Origin of the sequence: Duganella qianjiadongensis (assembly GCF_009857915.1) — a bacterium.
GTDB classification, from domain to species: domain Bacteria; phylum Pseudomonadota; class Gammaproteobacteria; order Burkholderiales; family Burkholderiaceae_D; genus Rugamonas; species Rugamonas qianjiadongensis.
Map to the genome: position 1 here is coordinate 56,280 of NZ_WWCM01000016.1, position 25,934 is coordinate 82,213.

The 25,934-nt window shown below is 62.5% G+C and carries 22 protein-coding genes and 9 tRNA genes; 16 read left to right on the plus strand and 15 right to left on the minus strand.

What is annotated here, in order from left to right:
• The first annotated feature begins 81 nt into the window (after positions 1 to 81).
• From GTP27_RS18960 to GTP27_RS18990, 7 genes are all read left to right on the plus strand, one after another.
• The gene (locus tag GTP27_RS18960; RefSeq protein ID WP_161040714.1) at positions 82 to 1,320 is read left to right on the plus strand and encodes an exonuclease SbcCD subunit D C-terminal domain-containing protein; all 1,239 of its coding nucleotides are present in this window, start codon (positions 82 to 84) and stop codon (positions 1,318 to 1,320) included.
• Positions 1,317 to 5,207 (plus strand): AAA family ATPase, encoded by a 3,891-nt coding sequence (locus GTP27_RS18965; protein WP_161040715.1) that lies wholly within the window; start codon positions 1,317 to 1,319, stop codon positions 5,205 to 5,207. The genes GTP27_RS18960 and GTP27_RS18965 overlap by 4 nt, the downstream gene beginning before the upstream one ends.
• A gap of 84 nt (positions 5,208 to 5,291) precedes the next feature.
• Positions 5,292 to 5,882 carry a putative metalloprotease CJM1_0395 family protein gene (locus GTP27_RS18970; RefSeq protein ID WP_161040716.1) on the plus strand — a complete coding sequence of 197 codons (591 nt, stop codon included), beginning with the start codon at positions 5,292 to 5,294 and terminating at the stop codon, positions 5,880 to 5,882.
• A gap of 41 nt (positions 5,883 to 5,923) precedes the next feature.
• Entirely contained in the window at positions 5,924 to 6,133 is a 210-nt protein-coding gene (locus GTP27_RS18975; RefSeq protein ID WP_161034969.1) for a hypothetical protein, read from the plus strand.
• Positions 6,134 to 6,277: 144 nt separating this feature from the next.
• The gene (locus GTP27_RS18980) at positions 6,278 to 7,342 is read left to right on the plus strand and encodes a hypothetical protein (RefSeq protein ID WP_202416937.1); all 1,065 of its coding nucleotides are present in this window, start codon (positions 6,278 to 6,280) and stop codon (positions 7,340 to 7,342) included.
• Between the two features lie 107 nt (positions 7,343 to 7,449).
• Positions 7,450 to 8,619, plus strand: coding sequence for a methyltransferase (locus GTP27_RS18985; RefSeq protein WP_161040717.1), 1,170 nt, complete (start codon positions 7,450 to 7,452; stop codon positions 8,617 to 8,619).
• 143 nt (positions 8,620 to 8,762) lie between these two features.
• A tRNA-Met gene (locus GTP27_RS18990) sits at positions 8,763 to 8,839 on the plus strand.
• Between the two features lie 77 nt (positions 8,840 to 8,916).
• Here GTP27_RS18990 and GTP27_RS18995 read toward each other — a convergent pair.
• Positions 8,917 to 9,366 (minus strand): hypothetical protein, encoded by a 450-nt coding sequence (locus GTP27_RS18995; RefSeq protein WP_161040718.1) that lies wholly within the window; start codon positions 9,364 to 9,366, stop codon positions 8,917 to 8,919.
• A gap of 161 nt (positions 9,367 to 9,527) precedes the next feature.
• Here GTP27_RS18995 and GTP27_RS19000 point away from each other — a divergent pair, with 161 nt between their 5' ends.
• The 4 genes from GTP27_RS19000 (at position 9,528) to dbpA (ending at position 13,613) form a co-directional block, all read left to right on the plus strand.
• A complete protein-coding gene (locus GTP27_RS19000; protein ID WP_161040719.1) occupies positions 9,528 to 10,004 on the plus strand; it encodes a VOC family protein in 477 nt (158 codons plus the stop codon).
• Positions 10,005 to 10,149: 145 nt separating this feature from the next.
• Positions 10,150 to 11,778 carry an acid phosphatase gene (locus GTP27_RS19005; protein ID WP_161040745.1) on the plus strand — a complete coding sequence of 543 codons (1,629 nt, stop codon included), beginning with the start codon at positions 10,150 to 10,152 and terminating at the stop codon, positions 11,776 to 11,778.
• A gap of 124 nt (positions 11,779 to 11,902) precedes the next feature.
• Positions 11,903 to 12,127, plus strand: coding sequence for a hypothetical protein (locus GTP27_RS19010; protein WP_161040720.1), 225 nt, complete (start codon positions 11,903 to 11,905; stop codon positions 12,125 to 12,127).
• Between the two features lie 76 nt (positions 12,128 to 12,203).
• Positions 12,204 to 13,613, plus strand: coding sequence for an ATP-dependent RNA helicase DbpA (dbpA, locus tag GTP27_RS19015; RefSeq protein ID WP_161040721.1), 1,410 nt, complete (start codon positions 12,204 to 12,206; stop codon positions 13,611 to 13,613).
• Between the two features lie 3 nt (positions 13,614 to 13,616).
• Here the strand turns inward: dbpA and GTP27_RS19020 are convergent, their stop codons facing one another.
• The 3 genes from GTP27_RS19020 to earP form a co-directional block, all read right to left on the minus strand.
• Positions 13,617 to 15,224, minus strand: coding sequence for an amidase (locus GTP27_RS19020; RefSeq protein WP_161040722.1), 1,608 nt, complete (start codon positions 15,222 to 15,224; stop codon positions 13,617 to 13,619).
• 224 nt (positions 15,225 to 15,448) lie between these two features.
• Positions 15,449 to 16,024, minus strand: coding sequence for an elongation factor P (locus tag GTP27_RS19025; protein ID WP_161040723.1), 576 nt, complete (start codon positions 16,022 to 16,024; stop codon positions 15,449 to 15,451).
• A gap of 132 nt (positions 16,025 to 16,156) precedes the next feature.
• The gene (gene earP / locus GTP27_RS19030; RefSeq protein ID WP_161040724.1) at positions 16,157 to 17,305 is read right to left on the minus strand and encodes an elongation factor P maturation arginine rhamnosyltransferase EarP; all 1,149 of its coding nucleotides are present in this window, start codon (positions 17,303 to 17,305) and stop codon (positions 16,157 to 16,159) included.
• Between the two features lie 191 nt (positions 17,306 to 17,496).
• Between earP and GTP27_RS19035 the strand changes: the two genes are divergently transcribed.
• From GTP27_RS19035 to GTP27_RS19045, 3 genes are read left to right on the plus strand one after another with little or no spacing between them, the layout of a single operon-like run.
• On the plus strand, positions 17,497 to 18,312 hold the full coding sequence (locus GTP27_RS19035) for a hypothetical protein (protein ID WP_161040725.1): 816 nt from the start codon (positions 17,497 to 17,499) through the stop codon (positions 18,310 to 18,312).
• Between the two features lie 56 nt (positions 18,313 to 18,368).
• Positions 18,369 to 18,644, plus strand: a complete 276-nt coding sequence (locus GTP27_RS19040; protein ID WP_161040726.1) for a hypothetical protein — start codon at positions 18,369 to 18,371, stop codon at positions 18,642 to 18,644.
• Positions 18,645 to 18,655: 11 nt separating this feature from the next.
• Entirely contained in the window at positions 18,656 to 20,647 is a 1,992-nt protein-coding gene (locus GTP27_RS19045; protein WP_161040727.1) for a S8 family serine peptidase, read from the plus strand.
• Positions 20,648 to 20,696: 49 nt separating this feature from the next.
• Here the strand turns inward: GTP27_RS19045 and GTP27_RS19050 are convergent.
• From GTP27_RS19050 to gltX, 9 genes are all read right to left on the minus strand, one after another.
• Positions 20,697 to 20,772 (minus strand) — tRNA-Glu (locus GTP27_RS19050).
• A gap of 38 nt (positions 20,773 to 20,810) precedes the next feature.
• A tRNA-Glu gene (locus GTP27_RS19055) sits at positions 20,811 to 20,886 on the minus strand.
• A 160-nt stretch (positions 20,887 to 21,046) separates the two neighbouring features.
• Positions 21,047 to 21,122: transfer RNA gene (locus GTP27_RS19060), tRNA-Glu, on the minus strand.
• A 25-nt stretch (positions 21,123 to 21,147) separates the two neighbouring features.
• Positions 21,148 to 21,223: transfer RNA gene (locus GTP27_RS19065), tRNA-Ala, on the minus strand.
• A 65-nt stretch (positions 21,224 to 21,288) separates the two neighbouring features.
• Positions 21,289 to 21,364 (minus strand) — tRNA-Glu (locus tag GTP27_RS19070).
• A gap of 42 nt (positions 21,365 to 21,406) precedes the next feature.
• Positions 21,407 to 21,482, minus strand: a tRNA-Ala gene (locus GTP27_RS19075).
• Between the two features lie 118 nt (positions 21,483 to 21,600).
• Positions 21,601 to 21,676 (minus strand) — tRNA-Glu (locus GTP27_RS19080).
• A 23-nt stretch (positions 21,677 to 21,699) separates the two neighbouring features.
• A tRNA-Ala gene (locus tag GTP27_RS19085) sits at positions 21,700 to 21,775 on the minus strand.
• Positions 21,776 to 21,860: 85 nt separating this feature from the next.
• Positions 21,861 to 23,270 carry a glutamate--tRNA ligase gene (gene gltX / locus GTP27_RS19090; protein WP_161040728.1) on the minus strand — a complete coding sequence of 470 codons (1,410 nt, stop codon included), beginning with the start codon at positions 23,268 to 23,270 and terminating at the stop codon, positions 21,861 to 21,863.
• Between the two features lie 141 nt (positions 23,271 to 23,411).
• On the opposite strand from gltX, the gene GTP27_RS19095 reads away from it, so the two are divergent.
• Both GTP27_RS19095 and GTP27_RS19100 read left to right on the plus strand, forming a co-directional pair.
• Complete coding sequence (locus GTP27_RS19095; RefSeq protein WP_161040729.1) at positions 23,412 to 24,071, plus strand: hypothetical protein; 660 nt, start codon at positions 23,412 to 23,414, stop codon at positions 24,069 to 24,071.
• Positions 24,068 to 24,262, plus strand: coding sequence for a hypothetical protein (locus tag GTP27_RS19100; protein ID WP_161040730.1), 195 nt, complete (start codon positions 24,068 to 24,070; stop codon positions 24,260 to 24,262). The genes GTP27_RS19095 and GTP27_RS19100 overlap by 4 nt, the downstream gene beginning before the upstream one ends.
• Positions 24,263 to 24,357: 95 nt before the next feature.
• Here the strand turns inward: GTP27_RS19100 and GTP27_RS19105 are convergent, their stop codons facing one another.
• Positions 24,358 to 24,759: a DUF4399 domain-containing protein gene (locus GTP27_RS19105; RefSeq protein WP_161040731.1), complete on the minus strand. Its 402-nt coding sequence runs from the start codon at positions 24,757 to 24,759 to the stop codon at positions 24,358 to 24,360.
• 12 nt (positions 24,760 to 24,771) lie between these two features.
• A complete protein-coding gene (apbC, locus tag GTP27_RS19110) occupies positions 24,772 to 25,872 on the minus strand; it encodes an iron-sulfur cluster carrier protein ApbC (protein ID WP_161040732.1) in 1,101 nt (366 codons plus the stop codon).
• Positions 25,873 to 25,934 lie beyond the last annotated feature (62 nt).

Consider the following 25,934-nt stretch of genomic DNA (forward strand, 5'->3'; position numbering starts at 1 on the left):
GCCGATTCATTTTTATCAACCTCGCCAGCGGCAACTTGCGCTATATTGTGCCCTTCCCGGCTGTCCTGAATTTCTAACTCCATGCGTCTGCTGCACACCTCCGACTGGCATCTGGGCCAGACCCTGCATCACTACGAGCGCCACTACGAACACCAGCAGTTTCTCGACTGGCTGCTGGACACACTGGAACAGCAGCAGGCCGACGCCCTGCTGGTCGCCGGCGATATCTTCGACAACGCCAATCCATCGGCCGCCTCGCAGCGCCAGTTCTACCAGTTCCTGCGCGCCGCGCGCGAACGGGTGCCGCACCTGAACCTGATCGTCATCGCCGGCAATCACGATTCGCCGGGCCGGCTGGAAGCCCCTGCGCCCCTGCTGGAAACCCACGGCACGCGCGTGATCGGCCATGTGCCGCGCATGGCCGACGGCAGCATCGACATCGGCGCCATGGTCCTGCCGCTGACAGGACGCAGCGGCGCAATCGAAGCATGGTGCCTGGCCGTGCCCTTCCTGCGTCCGGCCGATGTGCCGCGCCTGCCCCAGAGCGAAAACCAGCACAGCGGCGCCGATCCCTATCTGGCCGGCATCGCCCTGCTCTACCGCCAGGCACTGGAACACGCGCTGGCCTGCCGCAGCGGCGCACAGCCCATCTTCGCCATGGGCCACTGCCACATGGTCGACGGCCAGATGTCGGAAGACTCGGAACGGCGCATCGTCATCGGCGGCACGGAAATGCTGCCGGCCGGGATATTCGGTGCCGACATCAGCTACGCGGCGCTGGGCCATCTGCATCTGGCCCAGAGCGTGGGCAAGCAGCGCCATATCCGCTATTGCGGCAGTCCGCTGCCGCTCTCGTTTGCGGAAATCAGCTACCCGCATCAGGTGCTGCAGATCGACATCGAAGGCACCGAACTGGGCGAGATCACCCCCCTGCCCGTGCCGCGCGCAGTCGAACTGCTGCGCATTCCGGCCCGTCCGGCGCCACTGGCACAGGTACTGCAACAGCTGGCCGAACTCGAAACGCAAGCCCTGCCTGCCGAGCGCCAGCCCCTGCTCGAAGTGCGGGTGCTGCTGGACGCACCGGAACCGGGCCTGCGCGCCAGGATCGAAGCGGCACTGGACGGCAAAGCCGTGCGGCTGGCAAAAATCGAAACCACCAGCGCGGCGCGCGGCGCGCAAGCCGGCGCCGCAGCACTGACGCTGGACCAGCTGGAACGCCTGCAGCCCGATGAAATCTTCCGCCAGCTGTACCGCCAGCGCTACGATCAGGATGCGCCGCCCGACCAGCTCAGTGCTTTCGCGGAGTTGCTGCTGCCATGAGAATTCTGCGCATAGCCGGTAAAAATCTGGCCTCGCTGGCCGAAGAGTTCAGCGTCGACTTCCAGCAGCCGCCGCTGGCCGACAGCGGCCTGTTTGCCATCAGCGGCCCCACCGGCGCAGGCAAGAGCACCCTGCTCGACGCTCTGTGTCTGGCCCTGTACGACGCCACCCCGCGCCTGCTGCGCGTGGCCGGCCGCAATTATCTGGCCGACGTGGGCAATGAAACCATCACCACCCAGGACACCCGCAACCTGCTGCGCCGTGGCGCAGCAGAAGGCTATGCCGAAGTGGATTTCGTCGGTAGCGACGCTGCCAGCTACCGCGCCCGCTGGAGCGTGCGGCGTGCCCGCACGCGGGCCGAAGGCGCGCTGCAGCCTACCGCCATGACGCTGCACCGCCTGCCCGCCCTGCAGCCGCTGGGCAACACCAAAACCGAGGTCAAGGCCGAGATCAAGCAGCGCATCGGCCTGTCGTTCGAGCAGTTCACCCGCGCCGTCCTGCTGGCCCAGAACGAATTCTCGGCCTTCCTCAAGGCCGAAGATAACGAACGGGGCGAACTGCTGGAGAAACTCACCGGCAGCGCCATCTACAGCGAGATTTCCATGCGCGCCTTTGCGCGCTCCAAGCAGGAACAGGAAGCGCTGCAGCGCCTGAATGACCGGCTGGCCGACCAGAAGCCGTGCAGCGAAGAGCAGCGGCAGGAACTGGCAAGCCGCCATGCCGGCGCGCTGGCCAGACAACAGGCGCTGGAGCAGCGCGGCGCGCTGCTGGAACAACAGCTACGCTGGTACCAGCAGGCCGAACGTCTGGCCGAAGCCGAGCAGCAGGCCAGTGCCGCCTGCGTGGCAGCGGCGGCTGCTATCGAAGCAGCGGCGCCGCAGCGCGCCAGTCTGGCGCAGCTGGACGCGCTGCAGCCAGCGCGGCCACTGGCAGCCGAAACCATGCGCCTGAACCGTGAAATCAGCGCCACCCGGCGCCAGATCGCCGAACTGGCCGAGCAGGTGCAGCAGGCTGGCGCTGCGCTAGCCCTGCACAGCAGCGCACAGGAGAGCGCCGCCCAGCAGTTGCAGCAGGCCGAACAGGCCCAGAGCAGCGCCGCACCGCAACTCGATCAGGCCAAGGCGCTCGATGCGCGCATCGCCGCCCAGCTGCCAGTGTTCGAGCAAGCGGCCAGTGCCTGCGCTCAGGCCGATCAGACCGATCAGACTACCCGCGCGGCCCAGCAGACCCGCAGCGAAGAGCGCCAGCAAGTAGCCGCCCAGCAGGAAGCCAGCAGCCGCTGGCTGGCCGAGCACCAGCAGTGGGCTGCCATGGCACAGTCGTGGGAGCGCTGGGAAGTACTGTTCGTACAGGCCGGCCAGCAGGCGGCGCAGGCCGACAGGCTGAATCAGTCGCTGGCAGGCGTGCAGCAGCAGGTGCAGCAGCAGCAGGAACTGCAGACACAGGCCCAGTCGCGGCTGGCAGCCAGTCATCAGCAACTGCAGGTGCTGGAACAGCAGCAGCAGAGCAGCGCCAGCACACTGGCGCAGTACGCGCCGGAACAGCTGCAGGCCACGCGCCGACAGCTGACTGCCCGGCGTAATTTGCTGGCCGAGGGCGAAAAGCTGTGGATAGCGCTGGATGCGCGCCAGACCCGCCACGCTTATCTTGCGCAGCAGACTGCCGACTTGCGCCATGCCGCAGCGCAGGCCGATGCCGAACTCAAGGCAGCCCAGCAGCAGGCCGTTACGCTGCTGGCCCACAGCACGCAGGCCGAGCGCTCGCTGCAACTGGCGCAAGCGGCCTGCAGCAGCAACGTGCAGGCGCTGCGCGCCACGCTGGAAGATGGCCAGCCTTGCGCCGTGTGCGGGGCGACAGAGCATCCCTACCACCATGACGATAGCCGTCTGCTGGCCATGCTGGCCGAGCTGGAGGCGGAAGTGGCACGCTGGCGCCAGCAGGTCGAAGCCAATCTGAGCCTGCAGACGGCGCGCCGCACCACCCAGCAGGCCTGTCTGGACCAGATCAATGCACTGGCGTGCGAGACAAGCGCGCTGACACCGGCCCTGAGCGCAGCCACCAGCGCATGGCAGGCGATCCTGCCGCAGCTGCAGGCCGAAGCCATGGCAGAAGGCGCAGAACGCACCGGCTGGTTCGTCGGACAGCTAGAGCAGCTGGGCGACGCGCTGCAGGCGGTGGAAACGCAGGAACACAACTGGCATCAGGCCCGCCAGGCGCACGAAGCGCTGCAAGTAGCGCTGGAGCGGACCCGCAACGAACACCAGCAGCAACAGCAGGCACTGGCCAGCCAGCAGACCGCACTGGCGGAAAGCCGCAGCGTAGCCCGAGCGCTCGATGTGCAGCGGGTTGATCTGGCCTTGGCACTGAGCGCCGTGCTGGCCGACCTCGACCCCGCCTTTAGCGGCAGCGACCTGCCTAGCGACGACTGGAAGGATGCATGGCGTGCCGGTCCCGCGCGCTTCTACGCTGCGCGTCAGGCCGAAGCGGGCCAGTGGCTGCGGCAGCGCAGCAGCTACGACGAACGCCAGCAGCGCCTGCAGGCACTGGATATCGAACTGCGCGCCGGTCTGGAAGCGCAGAACAAGGCCCAGCGCGATGACGTCCACGCGCGCGTGGCCTACAGCAGCGCCGAAGCGCAGCTACAGGCTTTGCAGCAGCAGCGTCTTGCTCTGTGGGACGGCAAGGACGTGACGTCGGTGGAAGCAGCGCTGGCACTGGCCGTCAATAACGCCCGCCAGCAACTGGCCCAGCGCCAGAGCGCCGCACAGCTGGCAGCACAGGCCGGCGCACGCGCCGAAGCAACGCTGACTCAGGCGCAGCGCCACCTGACCGGGCTGCTAGCTGCCGCCGCAGCGGCGCAGCAGGCGCTGCATGACTGGCTGGCCAGCTTCAACCAGCAGCAGCCGCAGCATGCGCTGGACGATCTGGAGCAGCTAGATAGCCTGCTGGCCGTCGCTGCCGCCGAGATCAGCGCCCGCCGTGCGGCCCTGCATGCGCTCGACCGCGCCGCGGAAGCGGCGGCCACCGTGCTGCGCGAACGCCAGTTACAGCACCAGCAGCATCTGGCTACGGCGCCGCCAGCCGATAGTCTGGCAAGCGAGCTGCCGCTTGAGCACCCGCAAGCGCCCGATGAGCCTCAATCGGCAGGCCCGGATCTCCCGGCTGCGGACAGCACGGCCATGGCGGGCGAACCGTCTGGCGCCGCCATATCCGTGCCGGAGCGCCTGAGCCGCGCGCTGGCCGAGCTGAGACTAGCCTTCCAGAGCGCGCGGGAACACGCCGTGGCTGCGCAATTGGCGCTGGCAGAGGATGATGCCCGTCGCACGAAATCGGCCGCGATGATGGCGCAGATCGATGCACAGGGCGCCTGCGCACAGCGCTGGGCGCGTCTGAACGATCTGATAGGTTCGGCCGATGGCAAGAAATTCCGCAACTACGCCCAGCAATACACGCTCGATGTCCTGCTCGGCTACGCCAATGCCCACCTGCGCCATCTGGCGCGGCGCTACCAGCTTGAACGCATCTGCCATCCGGCCAGCCCGTCGCTGGCCCTGCAGGTGCGCGACCGCGACATGGGCGATGAAATGCGCTCGGTGCACTCGCTGTCCGGCGGCGAATCCTTCCTCGTTTCGCTGGCGCTGGCGCTGGGGCTGGCCTCGCTGTCGTCCAACCGGGTAAGGGTGGAGTCCCTCTTCATCGACGAAGGCTTCGGCAGTCTCGATGCCGATACCCTGCGCGTGGCCATGGATGCCCTCGACGGCCTGCAGGCCATGGGGCGCAAAGTGGGGGTGATCTCGCACGTACAGGAGATGACCGAGCGTATCGCTACCCGCATCCTCGTTCAGCCGGCGCCTGGCGGCAAGAGCCGCGTGAGCGTGCAGGGCTAGGCAAGGTGCGGCCAAGCCGCGCCGGGCGCTATAAATTTGCTATCATTTAGCTGAGCAGATTTGCCGGCCGTCCGCCCCTAGCCCATGAACCTCAGCGCCACCTCGCCACGCAGCGTCAGCCCTCCGGTCTCGCCCGGCGCGGCACCGCTGCGCGTGGCAGCGTCGGCTACACCGGCCGGTCCGGCCTCCGCTTCCAGCAGCGCGTCGCCCAGCACCAGCTTTGCCGGCAGTTCGGCTTCCACCAACCTCTCAGCGGAAGCGCTGGCGCTCATCTCCCAGCTCAAGGCGCGCAACACGGAGGTGCGCCAGCACGAGCAGGCCCACATGGCCACGGCCGGCGGGCTGGCCACCTCGGGCGCAGCCTACACCTATCAGCGCGGCCCCAACGGGGTCGATTACGCCATCGGCGGCGAAGTCCATATCGACACGTCGCCCGGCCGCACGCCGCAGGAAACCATAGAACGGGCCCGCACCATACAGGCCGCCGCCCTGGCGCCGGCCAGTCCGTCCGGTGCCGATCAGGCGGTGGCGGCGCAGGCCCAGCAGATGGAACTACAGGCCCGCTCCGAACTGGCCATCCAGCAGGCGCAGCAACTGACCGGCAGCAGCCGCAAGCTTAGCCAGACTTACCAGGCGCCGCCGCTGGTGCCGCCCAAACTCGACATCTACGCCTGAATGCTAGAATGCCGCCTTTGTACGACATTCAGAGCACAATCATGTTAAAAGCACCACGCACCCTGACCTTCAAATGCGCCAAATGCGCCAAAGCCGTACAGGTACGCCTGCAGAAAGTCTCGGCCTGCTCGCACATCCAGCCATATTTCGGCGTGTGCGCCTGCGGCGAGCCGAAACACCATGCCATCGGCCAGAAAGACGCGGTGGCATCCTATCTGGCCGCACCGGAAGGCTGGACCCACCACCACTAAGAGACTGTTTCAACATGCGTGCAGCGAGGCGCGGCGACGCAGCTGCGGGCTGTTTGAAACAGGCGCCAAGCCGCCCGGGCTCAAGATTCCGGCCAGCTTACCGTTAAAAGAAATATCATCAAACGGAATCTGCTGGAATCTGCCATGTCCACCATCTCTGCCCTCACATCGCGCAATCTGCCCGCCTCGCTGTATGCGGCCAGCGCGCAGAATGACAGCAAAACCAGCGCTAGCCGGCAAGTCAAGGCTAGCGAGACGGTGCCTGCCAGCGCTAATCCGGTCAGCTCGATCTCGGCCGGCTCGTCCAGTAATGCGCTCGACCAGCATCTGGCCGCGGTCGGCAACGACACCATAGACTACGCCCAGAGCTTCCTCAGCAGCTTCGCCCAGACCCTGTTCGGCAATGGCGGCAAAGACGCCCAGATCAGCTTTGATAGCGCCAGCCTCGATACTTCCAGCACGCTTGCCGCAGGCGTGCGCCAGAGCAGCGGCGCCAATGGTAATAGTACGGCAGCCGCTTTCCAGCTGACCGATAGCTCGCATTTCATCGGCAAGGGCACGATCACTACGGCCGATGGCCGCAAATTCGATTTCGAAGTGGAAGTCCAGTACGACGCCCAGCTCGGTGCCGCTGCCAGCAGCACCAGCAATTCGGCCGCTGCGACCAATAGCGCCAATGCCGGCGACAAGTCGAACCAGCTACTGGACAGCCTGTCCGCGCAGCCAAGCCCGGCAAAACAGGCCGAGTCCAACCGCAGCCTGACCACCAGCAGCAGCGATCTGCCCAAGGTTCAGGTACCGAATATCGATTTCCCCGGCACCCTGTCCGATCTGTTCAAACTGATAGGCCTCGATCTGCAAAGCGCGCTGTCGACCGGCGATAACACGCCTGACCGCAGCAGCGACGGCATAGACCGCAACACCCTGCGCAGCCTGTCGCTGCGCCTGCTCAATCTGGTCAACAGCAAGGACACCAACACCTACAGCGCGCCTAGCGCTGCCGACAAGGCTAAAACTGCGGCCAGCGATCCGGCTGCCGCCAAAGCAGCGCCGGCCGCCGAGACAGGGGCTGCGGCGACGGCCTCCGGCAGCAGCAGCGCGGCCAGCGCTAGCGCCACGCCACCGGCCGCCAGCACACATGCCGCCAGCCCGCCCCGCACCGACGGCGATCGCGACGGCGACAAGGCCGTTGCCGACATCGGTGCCTGAGCGGCCAGTATAATAAGCGCTGCACCTGCCTGAACCGCCAGAGATGCCCGTCATCTCCGGCGGTTTTCGTCTTGTCCGACGCTTACCTCACCTTTTGAATGCCCGCCATGTCCTTACAAACCGCCTCCCCTGCCGCACCTCAACTGATACACTGGGAGGAAAACGGCGCCCAGTGCAGCGCCGTCTGGCACTCGGAAGCGGGCATGCCGCCGCCCAAGCGGGTGGTTATCGCCGACGACCGCATCAATGCCGACATGGCCTACAGCATGGCCTGCGAAGGCACTGCATTGCTGTGGCGCGGCGACTTCCAGAATGCCCGCCAGTTGCTGCAGGCGCTAGCACGCCGTATCGATCACAAGGGCCGGGGTAGCAAAAAGGCCAAGCCTGCCAGAGCGCCCGCTACGCCGACAGAAGCTTTCCACCTGCACCGGCAGGCCCAGTCGCAACGCGCCCGAACGCTGGCCATGCTGCTGATCCCGTTCGAAGCCGGCTACACCATTCCGCTGCGCCGTGCGCCCGATGTGCAGCTGGCCTGCAACGAAGCCTATGGCCGCTTCAACGCGCCCTTCATCGCCTCGCTGCGCGAACTGCTAGGACTGATAGGCGCCCATGAATGGCGCCGTACCGGCGTCGAGATCCCGGCCCTGCAGGCCCGTATCCACCCTCATTACGGCGTGTTCTCGCCGGTGCGCGGCGAATATGTGGAACTGGTGGCCAAAACACCGCTGCCCAGGGACACGACACTGGCGTTCGATATCGGCGCAGGCACGGGCGTGCTGTCGGCCGTACTGGCCCGGCGCGGCATCGGCAAAGTGGTCGCCACCGATATGGACCAGCGCGCACTCAGCTGCGCGCGCGAGAATCTGGCGCGGCTCGACCTCGATCAGCAAGTGGAGCTGCAGCAGGCCGACCTGTTCCCCGCCGGACGGGCGCCGCTGGTGGTGTGCAATCCGCCGTGGGTGCCGGCCCGTCCCAGCTCGTCCATCGAATACGCCGTGTACGATCCGGACAGCCGCATGCTGCGCGGCTTCCTCGCCGGTCTGACGGAGCACCTGACGGACGGCGGCGAAGGCTGGCTGATACTGTCCGATCTGGCCGAGCATCTGGGCTTGCGCCCGCGCGAGCAGTTGCTGGGCTGGATAGCCGAGGCCGGCCTGAAAGTACTGGACCGGCATGATGTGCGTCCGCTCCATCCCCGCGCCAGCGACGCCAGCGATCCGCTGCACGCGGCCCGCTCTGCCGAAGTGACCTCGCTCTGGAGGCTGGCTGCGGCTTGATTCCGCAGCGTGCAGCGCCTAGCCGACGTCGCGTATTTCGCACGAAAAGCCTGGCGAAACGGTCCAGTTGCGCGAAAACGCGATCAGCAGCTATCCGGGCTCTTGCATTCCAGCCGGAAGCTGTATAAAATACATGCCTCAGACGCGGGGTGGAGCAGTCTGGCAGCTCGTCGGGCTCATAACCCGAAGGTCACAGGTTCAAATCCTGTCCCCGCAACCAGATTCTAAAAGCCGCTGATTTCTCACGAGATCAGCGGCTTTTTCACATCCGTCGACATACTGGCACGCCCGGCTGATCTAGTCGAGATAGCGGTCGAACACCAGCGATTCGAGATTGTCGCCACCGATCAGATCGACGCTGGCAATGTCGCAGGCCAGCTGCGCGGGCAGGCTCTGGCCGGCCGGAATGCCGAGTTGCTTGCGGATGGATGCCGGGGTGAGCTTGTGCCGCTTCAGATAGTCGCCATCGATATAGGCTTGCGCGATCACCACGCGGTTATGCTTTTCCAGCACCACGTTCAGATAAACTGCCGGTTCTGGCGTCAGTTCATAGACCACCGTCTGATCGCGCCGCTCGATCACCTTGGCCTGCGAGCGCTTGAATTTGCGCTTGGCCATGCTGTCGATAGGCCGCATCAGCCCCTGTATGAAGCGGCACTGCCGTTGGTCCGGAATGGGCTCCTGCGCACGCACCGTCATGCTCAACATCAGCAATACCAGACCAGAGACTAAACGGGCTCGTTTCAATTTTTTTCCTCAATGTTCTAAGCACGTTCGCTGCCGTCAACACTATAAACCATCGCGCACAGCAAAGTGGTGAGTTTCTACGCAATTTGCTGCCCCGGCAAGATGATATTCTTATCAAACTTGGCAATTCAGTACGTCAGTCCACAAGAACCGGAATCATCATGCCCGCTCCCGCCGTACACACATCCCCCTCCGGCCTGCCGCCCAGCCAGCGCCTGCACCTGATTTTGCTCGGCGTGGCTGACGTTGCCGCCGCCGTAGGTTTTTATCAGGCGCTAGGCTGGCAGCCCTCCCCCTCCAGCAACGAGGGCTTTGCCAAGTTTGATCTGGGCGGCTATGCGATGTGTTTGCTGTCGCGTTCAGCCTTCGCTGCCGACGCGCTCTCGCCTACCGCCACGGGCAGCGGCTTTGCCGGCATAGGGCTGGTTTATCTGGCCCGCAGCGCGGAGGAAGTGGCGCAGGTGCTGGAGCGTGCCGTGCACGCTGGCGGCACGCTGGTCAAGCCGGCCACCCGCACCGACTGGGGCGTGGCCGGCTATTTCAAGGATCCGGACGGCCACCTGTTTGAAGTCGATTACGAAGACGGCTGGGTGCTCGATCACGATCACCGCTTGCAGCTTGACGGCATCCAGCCTTGAAATGAGCGCGCCGACTATAGCGGGCGATTGATACCGTAGTTACTTTTACAGCATACCCAGACGATCATAAAACTGTCACAATTGCCTCTTTTGTATAGTTGAGGAGTCCAGTGTGAAAGATACCGATCAGGATAAAGCGCCCGCCATGCAGGATGCGCCAGCGAACCCTTCGCGCCGGCGAATTTTTCAGGCTGCCGCCGCCACCGGCATCGCCGCCACCCTGCCAGCCATGAGCGAGACGGCCAGCGCAAAACCGGTCAGCAATAGCTCGCTCGACGCCAAGCTCAAAGCCCACGTCAAGAACGTAGTGGTGATCTATCTGGAAAACCGCAGCTTCAACAACCTGTTCGCCAATTTCCCCGGCACCGCAGCGCCACTGTCAGCCGCCGCGCCAGCGGCCTGCCTGCAGCGCGACCGCGATGGTTCGGTGCTGCCGGCCCTGCCGAAAATCTGGGGCGGCATGGTACCCAACACGCAGGACATCGGCGGCAAAAAATACGCCATCAAGGAAGACGATATCAAGGGCCTGCCGAATGCGCCCTTCAAACTGGTCGATACGGCTGGCCAGCCACTGCCGGAAGCCGTGATCACGCGCGACCTGTGGCATTTGTTCTACCAGAACCAGATGCAGATTAACGGCGGCGCCAATGACGGCTTTGCCGCATGGGGCAATACCGGCGGCATGGTAATGGGCTACTACGGCGAAACCAGCAAGAATCTGGGCCTGTGGAAGATCGCCGAACAGTACACGCTGTGCGATAACTTCTTCATGGCGGCCTTCGGCGGCTCCTACCTCAACCACCAGTTCCTGATCTCGGGCCGCACGCCCGAGTACTTCAACGCGCCGCAAACGGCAGCGCGCAAGAAGATCGCCGTGCTCGACGATGGCCCCACCGGCTTCCGCCTCAGCGTGAGCAAGACCAGCCCCGCCTCGGCCATGGACGGCCATCCCGACTTCGTCAACAACGGCGCCATCACGCCGGACGGCTATGCAGTCAACACCATGGCGCCGCCTTATCAGCCCAGCTACATCCGTCCGGCGCCGGGCGGCGATCCCATGCTGGCCAATCCGGAAGACGCCAGCACTCTGCCGCCGCAGACCTACGACACCATCGGCGATCTGCTGACCGCCAAGAAGGTCAGCTGGGCATGGTACGGCGGCGCATGGCAGGCCGCACTCGATGCGCGTGGCGGCGGCGAAAAACCCAACTTCCAGTATCACCACCAGCCGTTCAACTACTTCAAGCAGTTCGCTCCCGGTACGGCTGCGCGCGCACAGCACCTGCGCGATGGCGGCATGGGCGACAGCCCGATCTCGAACAAATTCCTAGCTGATGCCATCGCCGGCAAGCTGCCTGCCGTGACCTTCTACAAGCCGCAGGGCAATCTGAATCTGCATGCCGGCTATTCCGACATCGAATCGGGCGACGCCCACATCAGCAACGTGATCGAGCACCTGAAGAAATCGCCGCAGTGGAAAGACATGGTCATCGTGGTCACCTTCGACGAAAACGGCGGCTGGTGGGATCATGTGGCGCCACCCAAAGGCGACCGCTGGGGCCCCGGTTCGCGCATTCCGGCCATCGTGATTTCGCCATACGCCAAGAAGGGGCAGGTCGATCACAGCTTCTACGACACCACCTCTATCCTGCGCTTCATCACCCGCCTGCACGGCCTGCCGCTGCTGGAAGGTCTGAAGGTGCGCAACGAAGCCTTCGCCGCCCGCAAAGCCCTGCCGCCGGGCGATCTGACCGGCGCCCTCAGCTTCCGCTGAGGTTAGGCGACGCAGTGGCTTTGTGATACACTGCGCAGCTGAATTTCACTGAGCCCGACTGCTGCAGCCGGGCTTTTGTTTTGAGCGGCGCATTTTTTTACGCGCCGTGGGCACGAGATGAATCATGAGAGATAAAAAAGATTACGCCACGTTCGACCTGCCCGGTTTCAGCCCGGCCGCGCCGCTCGAACCCGAACCCAAGCGCCCGGCGCCACCGCGTGCCAGACGCAATGCGCAGAAGCAGGTGCAACTGGAACTGCTGGAGCCGACCGACACCACCGGTCTGCCTCTCTGGGTGCGCGACGACAAGCTAGACCTCACCGGCCTGCCGGTGTGGGCACCAAACTAAGTTTTTTTCCACAGCATCGGGCTGTCTCAGAGCCTGTTAGACTGTGCTGACGTCCTTTTTATACAGGTCTGACACCATGACATCCACCGCTTTCAACAGCCTGCCGCTGGCGCCTGCCCTGCTGGCCAATCTCGATACCCTGGGCTACAAGGAAATGACCGCCATTCAGGCGCAAAGTCTGCCATCCGTGCTACAGGGCCGCGATCTGATCGCCCAGGCAAAAACGGGGAGCGGCAAGACCGCGGCTTTCGGCATCGGCATTCTGGCCAAACTCAATCCCGCATGGTTTGCCGTGCAGGCGCTGGTGCTGTGCCCGACCCGCGAGCTGGCCGATCAGGTGGCCAACGAGTTACGCCGTCTGGCGCGCGCCACAGGCAACGTGAAAGTACTGGTGCTGACCGGCGGCTCGCCCATGCGTCCGCAGATCGCCTCGCTCGAACACGGCGCCCACATCATCGTCGGCACGCCGGGCCGCGTGCGCGACCATCTGGGCCGCCAGACGCTGGATCTGTCGAAAGTGGAAACGCTGGTGCTCGACGAGGCTGACCGCATGACCGACATGGGCTTCTACGACGAAATCGCAAACATCGTCAGCGCCTGCCCGAAACGCCGCCAGACCCTGCTGTTCTCGGCCACCTACCCTGACGACATCCGCCGCGCCACCGACTCCTTCCTGGCCGATCCGGTCGAAGTGACGGTGGAGGCGCAGCACGACAACAGCCAGATCGAACAGCTGTTCTTCGAGATCGGTTTCGACCAGCGCAACAGCGCCGTGGCGCGCCTGCTGGCGCACTACAAGCCGGTATCGGCCATCGCCTTCTGCAATACCAAAGTGCAGTGCCGCGAACTGGTGGACGAACTGCGCGCCAAAGGCTTCTCGGCACTGGCCCTGTACGGCGAACTGGAACAGCGCGAACGCGACGAAATCCTCGTGCTGTTCGCCAACCGCAGCTGCTCCGTGCTGGTCGCCACCGACGTGGCGGCACGCGGTCTGGACATCCAGAATCTGGAAGCGGTGATCAACGTCGATGTGTCGAAAGATACCGAAGTGCACATCCACCGCATCGGCCGTACCGGCCGTGGCGGCGAGCAGGGTCTGGCCCTGTCGCTGTGCGCACCGAACGAGAAGAAATGGGTCAAACTGATCGAGGAATACCAGCAGGCGCCAGTCGCATGGTATGAGCTCGACAGTCTGGACGAAGGCGAATACGGCGTCGATGCGGCACCGATGATGACGCTGGTGATCGCCGGCGGCAAAAAGGACAAGCTGCGCCCCGGCGATGTGCTGGGCGCACTGACCGGCGAGGCCGGTCTGGCCAAGGAACAGGTAGGCAAGATCAACGTCACCGAATTCCAGACCTATGTGGCGCTCGACCGCCGCGTGGCCTACGATGCCTTTGAGCGCCTGAGCCGCGGCAATCCGCTGGGCGGCGACTTCGGCGCCTTCAAGGGCCGCAACTTCAAGATGCGTTTTATCGAAATCTGATGCCTAGCGCACGCTGAGCGAAACGCTGGCCGGGAACTGCGGTGCCCGGCGATGGCGGGTGGCCTGCTCGTAGCAGTAGGCCATGCGGATCAGCAGCGCTTCGCTGTAGGCTGCGCCCACAAACGACAAGCCCACCGGCAGGCCTTGCACATGCCCGGCCGGCACGGTGATGTGGGGATAGCCGGCCACGGCGGCCGGCGACGAGAAGCTGCCGCCATAGTGGTCGCCATTGATAAAGTCGGTCAGCCACGCCGGACCGCCGGTGGGCGCCACCAGCGCATCGAGCTGATGCTGCTGCATCACCTGGTCTATGCCTTCGGCGCGCGCATAGCGCCGGTTATTCAGCAAGGCATCGCGGTAGGCCGGGGTTTCCAGATCGCCCTTGCTGTGCGCCTGCTCCAGATATTCCTGCCCGAAGTATTTGAGTTCGCGCGCGTGATTCTTCTTGTTGAAGGCAATCACGTCGGCCATGTTCGCCACCGGCGCATGGGGTGCATATTTTTTCAGATAGGCTTCCAGATCCGCCTTGAATTCGTACAGCAGCACTTCGGTTTCCGTCTCGCCGTACTTGCTGGCGTTCGGCACCTCGGTATTCACCAGCATCGCGCCCTGCGCTGCCAGATCCTCCAGCGCGCGCTCGATCACCATGTCCACTTCCGGATTGGCGCCGAAGAAGTTACGCGCCACGCCGATGCGCTTGCCCTGCAGTCCGCCCTTTTCCAGCGCCGCGCTATAGTCGGCGGCTTTGCCGCGACTCTCGGCGGTGGCTTCATCATCCGCATCCACCCCCACCATGGCCGCCAGCATCAGCGCTGCATCGGCCACGCTGCGTGCCATCGGCCCTGCCGTATCCTGCGAATGGGCGATAGGAATAATGCCGCTGCGGCTCACCAGACCCAGCGTGGGCTTGATGCCGACCACGCCGCAGATCGACGCGGGCGAAACGATGGAACCATCAGTCTCCGTGCCCACGGCCAGTGTCGCCAGATTGGCGGCAATCGCCGCGCCCGAACCGGAGCTGGAGCCGCTGCAGTTACGGTCCAGCGAATACGGGTTCAGCGTCAGGCCGCCGCGCGCGCTCCAGCCGCTGACGGAATGGGTGGAGCGCATATTGGCCCACTCGCTCAGATTGGTCTTGCCGATGATGACAGCACCGGCCGCGCGCAGTTGCGCCACCACGTGCGCATCGCGCGCTGCGCGCACGCCGTTCAGCGCCAGCGATCCGGCCGTGGTGCTCATGCGGTCGCCGGTGGCGATATTGTCTTTGAGTAGAACGGGGATGCCATGCAGCGGACCGCGCAGGCGCTTGAGCATGCGCTCGCGGTCCATCTCCAGCGCGATCTTCAGTGCTTCGGGATTGATCTCGATGATGGCGTTCAGGCGCGGGCCGGCTTTGTCGATGTTGCGGATGCGGGCCAGATACTGCGAGGTCAGTGCATGGGAGGTCAGCTTGCCAGCCTCCATCATCTGTTGCTGCTCGCGTACGCCAGCTTCCAGGATGCCGCCCGCACCGAACTTGTAGGCCGCCGCCGACGGTGCTGCCAGCACCCGGCTGCTGCCCGCGGCAGCACCTGCCGCCAAGCCGATACGTACGAATTCCCTGCGGTCCATGCCATCCCCATCGAAAAGAAACAGAATTAACGCGTGCGCAACTTATTGCATCTCATAAATATAGCAGCGTGTTGCCAGCCGTACCATAAAAATTCTTACGATTTGGCAAATAATTTCTGATTTTCAATGAAAAAAGCCCGCTAGCGAACTGCTAGCGGGCTTTTTAAGGGCAAAAAGGCCGAATTTACGGCCTTTTTGACGCAGTCTTACAACAGACTGACAGATTAGTCGCGAACGATACGCTTGTATTCGTTGGTGCGGGTGTCGATTTCGATCACGTCGTCCTGGCTCACGAACAGTGGCACTTGCACGGTGAAGCAATGTGCTTCGATAGCGTTTTCGATTTTGGCTTCTTTCAGCACGTTGCCCGAAGTGTTGCCCTTGACTGCAGGCTCCGAGTACACCACTTTACGCGCGATGGTGGTTGGCAGTTCGACCGAGATCGCTTTGCCATCGTAGAACACGGCTTCGCATTCCATACCGTCTTTCAGGTAGTTCAGTGCATCGCCCAGGTTTTCTTCTTCGATTTCGTACTGTTCGTAGTCAGCGTCCATGAACACGTACAGCGGGTCAGCGAAGTACGAGTAGGTAACTGGCTTCTTGTCCAGAACAACTACGTCGAATTTGTCGTCGCCACGGAAGACGTTTTCCATCGGAGCGTTGGTCAGAAGATTTTTCATCTTCCATTTGTAGGTGAAGCCCGTGCGGCTCGAGCCGTTGACGTCGGAACGCAGAACGATCATAGGCTTGCTGTCAACCATGATGATGTTGCCAACACGAATTTCTTTTGCAGGTTTCATAGTAAATATTCGATCTAAGTAGGTTGCGTAAAAATCATCTGTTGCTCGGCGTACCGCCTGAAGCTCACGGTTGATCAGGTAAAAATGTGCAATAGATTAACCCAGCATTATACCTTGCTTTTGCCGTCTCGCCTATCTCGGCGTGGCAGCGAAACGCAGCAGATTGCCGGCCAGATCACCGAGCGCCAGCATCTGCTGCTGCCATGCTTCGGCCTGTGCCTGCATGGCCGGCATCTGTTCGCGATAGGCTGTCCATAAGGCGGGCCAGCTGGCCGCGCTGTTGCCGGCGCCATTCCACTGCAGACTGAGTTCGCTCAGGGCCGGCAGCGTGTCCGCATAGCGCTGCAGGAAGGCGCGCAGCTTCTTGTGATGCAGCTGCTCGTCCTGCGGGTAGATGTGCCAGACAAAGGGACGCCCGGCCCATTGCGCGCGCACGAACGAATCTTCGCCGCGTACGAAGTTCAGGTCGCAGGCCCAGAGCAGACGGTCGTAGTCATCCTGCGGCACGAAGGGCAGCACGCGCACGGTCAGCGCGCCATGCGTCGCGCTGGCACCGGCCACGGCCGCCTTGCCCAGAAAAGCCTGCACAGCATCGGCAGCCACGCCCTCCGGCACCAGACAGGTGGTAGGCGTGACATCGTGCTGCCATGCTGCCAGCAGTTCGGCCACCGGCGCATGGGGATAGCAGAACAGGCTGACCAGCCGCGCCGCCGTCTCGTCCGGGGTGAGCCCCAGCGCAGCGAGAAATGCGCTACGCGCCGCCGCATCGGCCTGGAATGCACGGCGCTGCTGCGGCAGCCCGGCCTCCAGCAGCAGACCGCCCGTCTTTGCCGTGAAGCCGGGGAAGAAGAAATGCTTGATCAGGCCTAGCTGGGGATGGGTCGAGCTCAGACCATGGCAGCCCTCCACCCACTCTTCCGCCGTCAGCCCTTCCAGATTGAACCAGACCGGACGCACAGCGCGCGCGCGCATGGCCTGCAGATAAGCCGGCGGTATGTCGACGGCGAAGAATTCGATCACGATGTCGGCCACATCATCGGCAGTGAAGACGCCATCCATGCTACGCCAGTGGCGCACGGTGACGCCAGCCTGCAGCTGCGTGTCGGCCGTTACCTCAACCGCAGAACAGATGCGGCGGAAGCTCACCAGATCGTCCACCCACAGCGTGACGGCAATCGCGTGCTCGCGCTGAAGCTGGCGTGCCAGCCGCCAGCAGATACCGATATCGCCGTAGTTATCGACAACGCGGCAGAACAGATCGAGGCGGGTCAGGCTAGTCATGGCAGGGCAGAAAATGAACGAGGCAAGATGATACCCGATCCGCCCTAGGCCCAGCAGAATCGCATGCCGCTTCGGCGCTGAATGTAGCCTGAACTTCCCCGCGCGTGCGCAGTCAAAACTGCTCCGGCATGCGGTCCTGCGCCCATGCTGGCCCCGATTGCGATGCATCTCCCACCATGAAAGGAATTGCCATGAATGAGCTACAACAGTACTACGCTGGCGCCATGCTGCCGCAGCAGAGCGGCCTCGCGCCACAAGGTTTTTTCGGCAGTCTGCTCGGCGCCCCACTGGGCGGACTGATAGGCCGAGGCATAGGCGGCCTGCTGGGTAATTCCCAGCTCGGCAACCAGATCGGTCAGGCTGCCGGTGGTATCGGCGGCGCCTTCCTGCCGCTGGCCGTCGACCCCGTCACTGCAGCCTATGCTCAACAGGCGCAACAGCAGCAGCTGCTACAGCAGCAGGCCCAGCTCGCGCCACAGGGCTGGTTCGGCAATATCGTGAAGAGCGTGGCGCAGCCGCTGGGCCAGACCATAGGCAATGCCTTCGGCCACGGCCAGCTAGGCAGCACCATAAGCGGTTATGCGGCCCAGCTGGGCGGCATGCTGCCCTTCGCGGTCGATCCCGTGCAGCAGGCCTATGTCCAGCAGGCGGCACAGCAGCAACAGCTCCAGCAATTACAGCAACTGCAGCAGCTGCAACAGCTCCAGCAGATGCAGCAGGCACAAGGCATTGCGCCGCAAGGCTGGTTCGGCAACATCATCAAGTCGGTTGGCCAGCCACTCGGCCAGGCCATCGGCAGCGCCTTCGGCCACGGCCAGCTGGGCGGCACCATCGGCGGTTATGCCGGCCAGCTGGGCGGCATGCTGCCCTTCGCGGTCGATCCTGTGATGGCGGCTTATGCCCAGCAGCAGGTGCAGCAAGCCCAGCTCGCGCAGCTGGCGCAGCAGGCGCAAATGGCCAATGCCGGTAACAGCGGCTTGTACGCCGGCCAGCAAACCCTGCACTGATCCCCGCCCCGCCCTCCGCCGCTATGCGGAGGGCTCGCACTACACAGGAGGCACCCATGTTAGACGCGCAGACCGCGCCCGCGCACTATCTGATCCACGCCAGCGAGCATCTGGTCATGCAGGATTTTCTCCGGCATGCAGAGCTGGATCCGGAGATACGCATCCTCGACCGCATCGGCCCGCCCGACGCGCCGCACACGCTGGTGGTGGAAATCAGCAGCAGCAAGGCGCGCGCGCTGGACCAGCAATTCCGCAACACCTCCCCCCAACTGACTATAGAGCCGGACCAGCCGCTGACCATGTTCGACATGCTCTCGGCTGGCCCGCTGTGAAAGGAAGATCCATGGCCAAGTCCAACCCCAATGACGGCGTCAGTGTCGCGCCGGACCCCGACGCCGGCGAGAGCGCCATGCTGGCAGGCGAAAGCGCCAGCCGTAGCGGCCGTGGCAGCAGTGCCGGCAGCACCACCACCGGCAGCAGTTCCACCAGCAGCACGGCGGCCAGTGCCAGCGCGGACAGCAGCGCTGCAGCGCGCACCATAGGCGCGCGCAAAAAACAATATGTGATCGCTGCACGCCAGAACGAAGGCCTGCAGACCCTGGGCGTGCAGCCACTGCAGTTCTCGGCGCTGGAGCAGGCGCTGCGCAATAGCGCCGATATCGAAGTGGTCGACAAGGTCGGCCCCAAATCCGTACTCGGTGCGCTGGCCGACGGCATGGGCGGTTCACAGGGCGTGCTGGTAGCGCGCATGACGGAGCAGAAAGCCGGCATCCTGCACCAGCAGGGACAGGGCCGGCTGCTGGTCGAGCCGGACCAGCACCTGAATCTGCTCGATGCCCAGCTGCTGCAGCCGGCCATGGTCACCGGCGTGCTGCCGAGCGGCGGCCCCGTACTCAGTGTGGCCATCCGCGTGACGGGATCGGAAGGCGCCGGGCTTGCAGAAGCTGAGGTATCACTGTTTGGCAGCATGCTGCCTGCCACTGGCGTCACCGATGCGAACGGCGAAGTAAGCCTTGCGCTATATGGTGAAACGGCCCAGTCGGTGCGTGGACTATACATCAAACCCAAGGCCGATTACTGGAGCTTCTACCAGCGCGATCCCGACATCCAGAGCGAACAGACCAACGTGGTAGCGCTGCGCGCCCTGTCCGACTGGCCCGCACTGACAGGCTTCCCGCGCCAGCGCTGCTACTGCTGGGGGCAGAAGGCCATGCGGCTCGATCAGCTGCCCGGCAATTATCGCGGTCAGGGCATCAAGATCGCCATCATCGATTCCGGCGCCGCCACCACTCACGACAATCTGCACGGCATACGCGCCGGTTTCGATGTACTCAACAAGAAAACCAATCCCGATGGCTGGGAGCAGGATACGCTGGGCCACGGCACCCACTGTGCCGGCATCATCGCCGCCGCCGATATCGCTTCCGGCATACGGGGTTTTGCGCCGGATGCCGAAGTCCACGCCTGCAAGCTATTCCCCGGTGGCCAGATCAGCCAGCTGATCGATGCGCTCGAATACTGCATCGACAAGCAGATCGATGTGGTCAATCTGAGTCTGGGCGGCACGGAAGTATCGGAAGCGCTGGAACAGCAGATCATCCGCGCCAAGCGGGCCGGCATTGCCTGCATCGTCGCTGCAGGCAATTCCGGCGGACCCGTGCAGTATCCGGCCTCCTCGCCCAATGTGCTGGCAGTGGCGGCAGTGGGCAAGCTCGATGAATTCCCGGCCGATAGCTACCACGCCCAGACGCTGTCACAGAATGTCGATGCCTATGGCTACTTCACGGCCAGCTTCAGCTGCTTCGGCCCGCAGGTTGGCGTGTGTGCTCCCGGCGTGGCCATTCTGTCCTGCGTGCCGCCGAATAATTTCGCGGTCTGGGACGGTACCTCCATGGCCACCCCGCACGTGACCGGACTGGCAGCACTGACGCTGGCGCACCACCCCGATTTCCAGACCCAGCCCTATATGGGACGCGGCGCCGAGCGGGTGGAACGGCTGTTCCAGCTAATCCGCGCCAGCGCGCGGCGCGTCAGTCAGGCCGACCAGAGCCACACCGGCTACGGCATGCCCGATGTGCTGCTGGCCGTGGGCCTGCAGACTGCGCAGGCGGTGGCGCCGCAGCAGGCCGGCATGATGACGAACGCTGCCGGTCTGATGGGCAATCCGGCGGCAGCGCTGGCCTATCTGAGCGTCAATCCGGCGCTGGGCAGCAGTCTGAACACGGGCCTGTACGATCCGCTTGCGCGCGAGGCAGCCCGGGCGGCGCTGGCGGCCTATCATGGCAACTGGTTCCGTCCGCCGGGCAGCCCGCCCTACAACCCCATCATGTGGTGAGCCGGCGCAGAAAAGCAAAAAGCCGCACGAGGCGGCTTTTTGCTTGATCTGGCGTCCCCAGGGGGATTCGAACCCCCGTACTCACCGTGAAAGGGTGATGTCCTAGGCCTCTAGACGATGGGGACAGAAAACTGTCCGTACTGCTGACCTGTTAGAAAAATCCTGGCGTCCCCAGGGGGATTCGAACCCCCGTACTCACCGTGAAAGGGTGATGTCCTAGGCCTCTAGACGATGGGGACTTTTCTAAGGCGCGAATCATATCAGCGTTCGCCCCGCTGCGCAACAGAAACCTGCTTCCAGCGGCAAAAAACCGGCGAAACTGCTGCAATATTGGCGGCATCACCACAAACTGGCGCCGCACGTAAAAAAAGCCGCTCTAGGCGGCTTTTCTATCTATCCTGGCGTCCCCAGGGGGATTCGAACCCCCGTACTCACCGTGAAAGGGTGATGTCCTAGGCCTCTAGACGATGGGGACATGTCTGTGCTTCCCGCGCATTTAGTGGTGGAGGTAAGCGGGATCGAACCGCTGACCTCTTGCATGCCATGCAAGCGCTCTCCCAGCTGAGCTATACCCCCCGGGCGCAGAAAGTCTTCTGTGTGCTACTTTTTTACTACTCACTACTCGTCAGCTCTGGCTAAGCTGGCGTCCCCAGGGGGATTCGAACCCCCGTACTCACCGTGAAAGGGTGATGTCCTAGGCCTCTAGACGATGGGGACCTTGGCACTACGGTCACTGCTACGCTATCACTTCTACGCTGTTGGTGGAGGTAAGCGGGATCGAACCGCTGACCTCTTGCATGCCATGCAAGCGCTCTCCCAGCTGAGCTATACCCCCCGGGCGCAGAAATAATAAAAGCCGCTTGCGCGACTTTTGTTTTCACTACTTGTATATCTATCGGGCCGCAGCCTAACTTCAAACAATCAGTACAAACAACGTCAACTACACAACTACTTGGCGTCCCCAGGGGGATTCGAACCCCCGTACTCACCGTGAAAGGGTGATGTCCTAGGCCTCTAGACGATGGGGACTGCGAACAATCAATTCTGCAACGTGGTGGAGGTAAGCGGGATCGAACCGCTGACCTCTTGCATGCCATGCAAGCGCTCTCCCAGCTGAGCTATACCCCCGTTTGCTGCAGAAACAAGAGTATAGCAAAGAAGCTGCGCTCTGCAAATACCCTTTTGCAACTTTGCTCTGATTTCAATCCAGAAATCAGCCCAGTGCCGCCAGACGGGCCAGCACGGTATCGCGACCGAAGATCTGCAGCACGGCGTCGATGGCGGGCGTCTGCAACTGGCCGGTGATCAGCAAACGCAAGGGCATGGCCATCTGCGGCATTTTCAGGCCGTTCGCTGCCAGCACTTCTTTCATCATGGCCGACAGCGCTTCCTTGCTCCACTCTACCGTTTTGCAACGTTCGGCAAATTGTGCCAGCGCCGGTTTCACGGCATCCGTCAGGTGCTGGGCCAGCAGCGCGGCGTCCGGCTGCGGCGCGCGGTAGAACAGCATGGCGGCATCGGCCAGCTCGTTGACGGTATTGACGCGCTCTTTCATCAGCGCCAGCACGGCCGGCAGTGCCGGTGCGCCTACAAATACAGCGCCGTTCGCCTGCATGCGCGGCTGGGCCAGCGCAGCCAGACGTTCGTTGTCGGCCTGCTTGATATAGTGGTTATTGAGCCAGTTGAGTTTTTCGATATTGAACTGGGCAGCGGAATTCGACAGGTGGCTACCGTCGAACCATGCACACACCTGCTCCATCGAGAACACTTCGTCGTCGCCGTGGCTCCAGCCCAGACGGGCCAGATAGTTGAGGATGGCTTCCGGCAGATAGCCTTCGGCCGGATACTGCATCACGTTCACGGCATCCTTACGCTTGGACATTTTCTGGCCGTCGGAACCGAGAATCATCGGCAGGTGGCCGTATTCCGGCAGCGGCGCACCGATGGCGCGCAGGATGTTGATCTGGCGTGGTGTATTGTTCACGTGGTCGTCGCCGCGCAGCACGTGGCTGATTTCCATATCCAGATCGTCGATGGCCACGCAGAAGTTATAGGTGGGCGTGCCGTCCGGACGGGCGATGACCAGATCGTCCAGTTCCTTATTACCGATGGTGATCGTACCTTTGACGAAATCGTTCCAGCTCACTTCGCCATCAAGCGGGTTCTTGAAGCGCACCACCGGCTTGCGGCCCTCAGGAATGGCAGGCAGCACCTTACCCTCTTCCGGCCGCCAGGTGCCGTCGTAGCGCGGCTTCTCGCCGGCAGCGGTGGCACGGTCACGCATGGCTTGCACTTCTTCCGGCGACGAATAGCAGTGATAGGCGGTGCCCGCCTCCAGCATCTGCGCGATCACTTCGCGATAGCGGTCCATGCGCTGCATCTGGTAGAACGGACCTTCGTCGTGCGTCAGGCCCAGCCATGCCATGCCGTCGATAATCGCCTGTACGGCTTCAGGGGTGGAACGCTCCAGATCGGTATCTTCAATCCGCAGCACGAAGGTGCCGCCGAAATGGCGGGCAAACGCCCACGAATACAGCGCGGTACGGGCGCCGCCCAGATGGAGGTAGCCGGTCGGGCTAGGAGCAAAACGGGTACGGACTGGCTTGGCTGGTGCGTTAGTCATCGGAATAATAAAGCTGAGATATAAAGACCGCTATTTTACTCCGTCGGCGCAGGCATGGCGCATAGAGCTTCAGCTACCTCAATACTTTGCCGACTCTGAAAAACTAAACTAGACCACTCCCGCATCAGGAAACGCAGCACCATGGATGCTACTTATCAAGAGTGGTTCGCGCCCGAAACGGTTGAAGTCTGCATACAACTCGCTAACCCAGAAAACTTTTTAAACGAACACGAAATCATCGAACTTACCGGCGCCCCTAGGAATAGCAAGATAGTGGTAAAACAAGTGGAAAATGCCATCGCCTTCATCGTTCGTAACGATATATTTGACGAAGCAATGTACCGCTATCTTGTAGTAGAACCAGGCGGCACATCGATGCATTTGCGTAATGCGGTATTCGTACTGAAGGAAACCTATACCCATCAAGGAATTGGACCTCGCAGCGTCATTAAAGAAATTTTTTGTGCGCATCGGCTATCTGATGAGCTCCCCATCAAATCTATCAAAGTGAGCGCTGCGGGGAACTTCGAATCATTCAATTGGGTCAAAAATCCAATTAGGGGCTACTATGTATGGTCATGCTTAGGTTTTGATGGCGCGATTCCCACCGTAGTACTAAAACGGCTACCGTCAAGATATCAATCCTGCAAACGCATCAGCAAACTCGTAGAAACAGGCGCTGGGCGTCGTTTGTGGCAACTATTTGGCGAATCGGCAAATTTATCATTCGACCTAAACCCGGACTCCATCAGTTGGCGATTACTTTCAAACTACATGAATGCCAAAGGAATCGAATTATGAAGCGGCATCTTTTACTAGCGGTGCTGGCAAATACCAAACCAATCAGTAAGGCAGCGTTCGATCAATTCCTGCTCAAACGCCATGGTGCATACGGTCGTGAAAATGCCAGTTCCGATACCACCTTGCTCGACGAGAATGAGAAGATCGCAGGTACGATTGCAAGTGAACTCAGGAGACAGTGGTCACGCTAGCAAATCTAGCGTACACAACTTCCAAAATAAAGACGGCGGCCACAAAGACCGCCGCTGACAAGTTCAGGCTGTATGCACGCCTGAAGCTGACGTATCTATTTAACGGTAATCGTAATGTCCTTGCTCATGCCGGGACCATAGGACTGATGCAAGCCGTTGGCAAACTGCAGGGACAGCTTGTAAGTGCCGGGCGCCAGTTTGACCTCCGTCTCCGTCTGTCCCTTGCCGAAGTGGATATGCGTCTCATCCGCCGGCACCACTTCGCCCGCCTTCACGGGCGCCGCGTTGATCAGCAGATGATGGTGGCCGGCATTGGCCGTCATATCCCCTGCCGGCTTGATGTCCATGCCCGTTACGGCAAACTTCACTTTGAACGGGCTACTGACAGTGGCACCGTCAGCCGGCTCCACAAACGCTACGGATTGCTGGGCAAAAGCAGTGCTAACAGCCAGCATCAGGCTGGCGGCTAGCATCAGACGCTGTTTCAAGTGAGTCATAAGGTTCTCCGGTTAGTCGTTTTTGATCACAATACTAGGGAACTTACTGGTCATATCTTTGGCCTTCTCCGAGACCTGTACTGCAATTTTGCGCGCGATATCTTTGTAGATACCAGCCACCTGGCCATCCGGCTCGGCCACCACGGTAGGCTTGCCGGAATCGGCCTGCTGGCGGATCGCCATGGTCAGCGGCAGCGAACCGAGGAAATCGACCTTGAAGTCGGCGCACATCTTGGCGCCGCCGCCTTCGCCGAAAATATGCTCGACATGGCCGCAGTTCGAGCACACATGGGTACTCATGTTTTCCACGATGCCCAGAATAGGAATGCCGACTTTCTCGAACATTTTCAGTCCCTTGCGCGCATCCAGCAGAGCGATATCCTGCGGCGTGGTGACGATCACGGCGCCCGTGACCGGCACTTTCTGCGACAGCGTCAGCTGGATATCGCCCGTACCGGGCGGCATGTCCACCACCAGATAGTCGAGATCGCGCCAGTTGGTCTGCTCCAGCAGCTGCTGCAGCGCCTGCGTCACCATCGGGCCGCGCCAGACCATAGGCTCGTCCGGATCGATCAGGAAACCGATCGACGATACCTGCACGCCGTAATTCTCCAGCGGCTCCATGGACTTGCCGTCCAGCGTTTCAGGGCGGCCGGACACGCCCAGCATCATCGGCTGCGACGGGCCATAGATATCGGCATCGAGCAGACCGACAGAAGCGCCCTCGGCGGCCAGCGCCAGCGCCAGATTGACGGCCGTGGTGGATTTGCCCACCCCGCCCTTGCCGGAAGCCACGGCTATGATATTTTTTACATTAGGCATCAGCTTCAGGCCGCGCTGCACCGTGTGGGCGATGATCTTGCTGCTCACCTGCACGGTCACGCTGCTCACGCCCGGCAAGACACGCACGGCGTCCGTCACCAGCGCGCGGATGGCGTCAAACTGGCTGCGGGCCGGATAACCGAGCTCGATATCAAAGCTGACGTTGCCGCCTTCTGCTTTCAGATTCTTCACGGCCTTGCCGCTGACAAAATCCTTCCCCGTGTTCGGATCGATAATGCGGGCCAGTTCGGCCTTGACCTGACCAATAAGCTCTTCAACTGTAATGCTCATGTAAATCTCCGTGAAATGTGCCCACATTCTAGCGCATCGTGGCCAAAAACCGCTGACGCAGG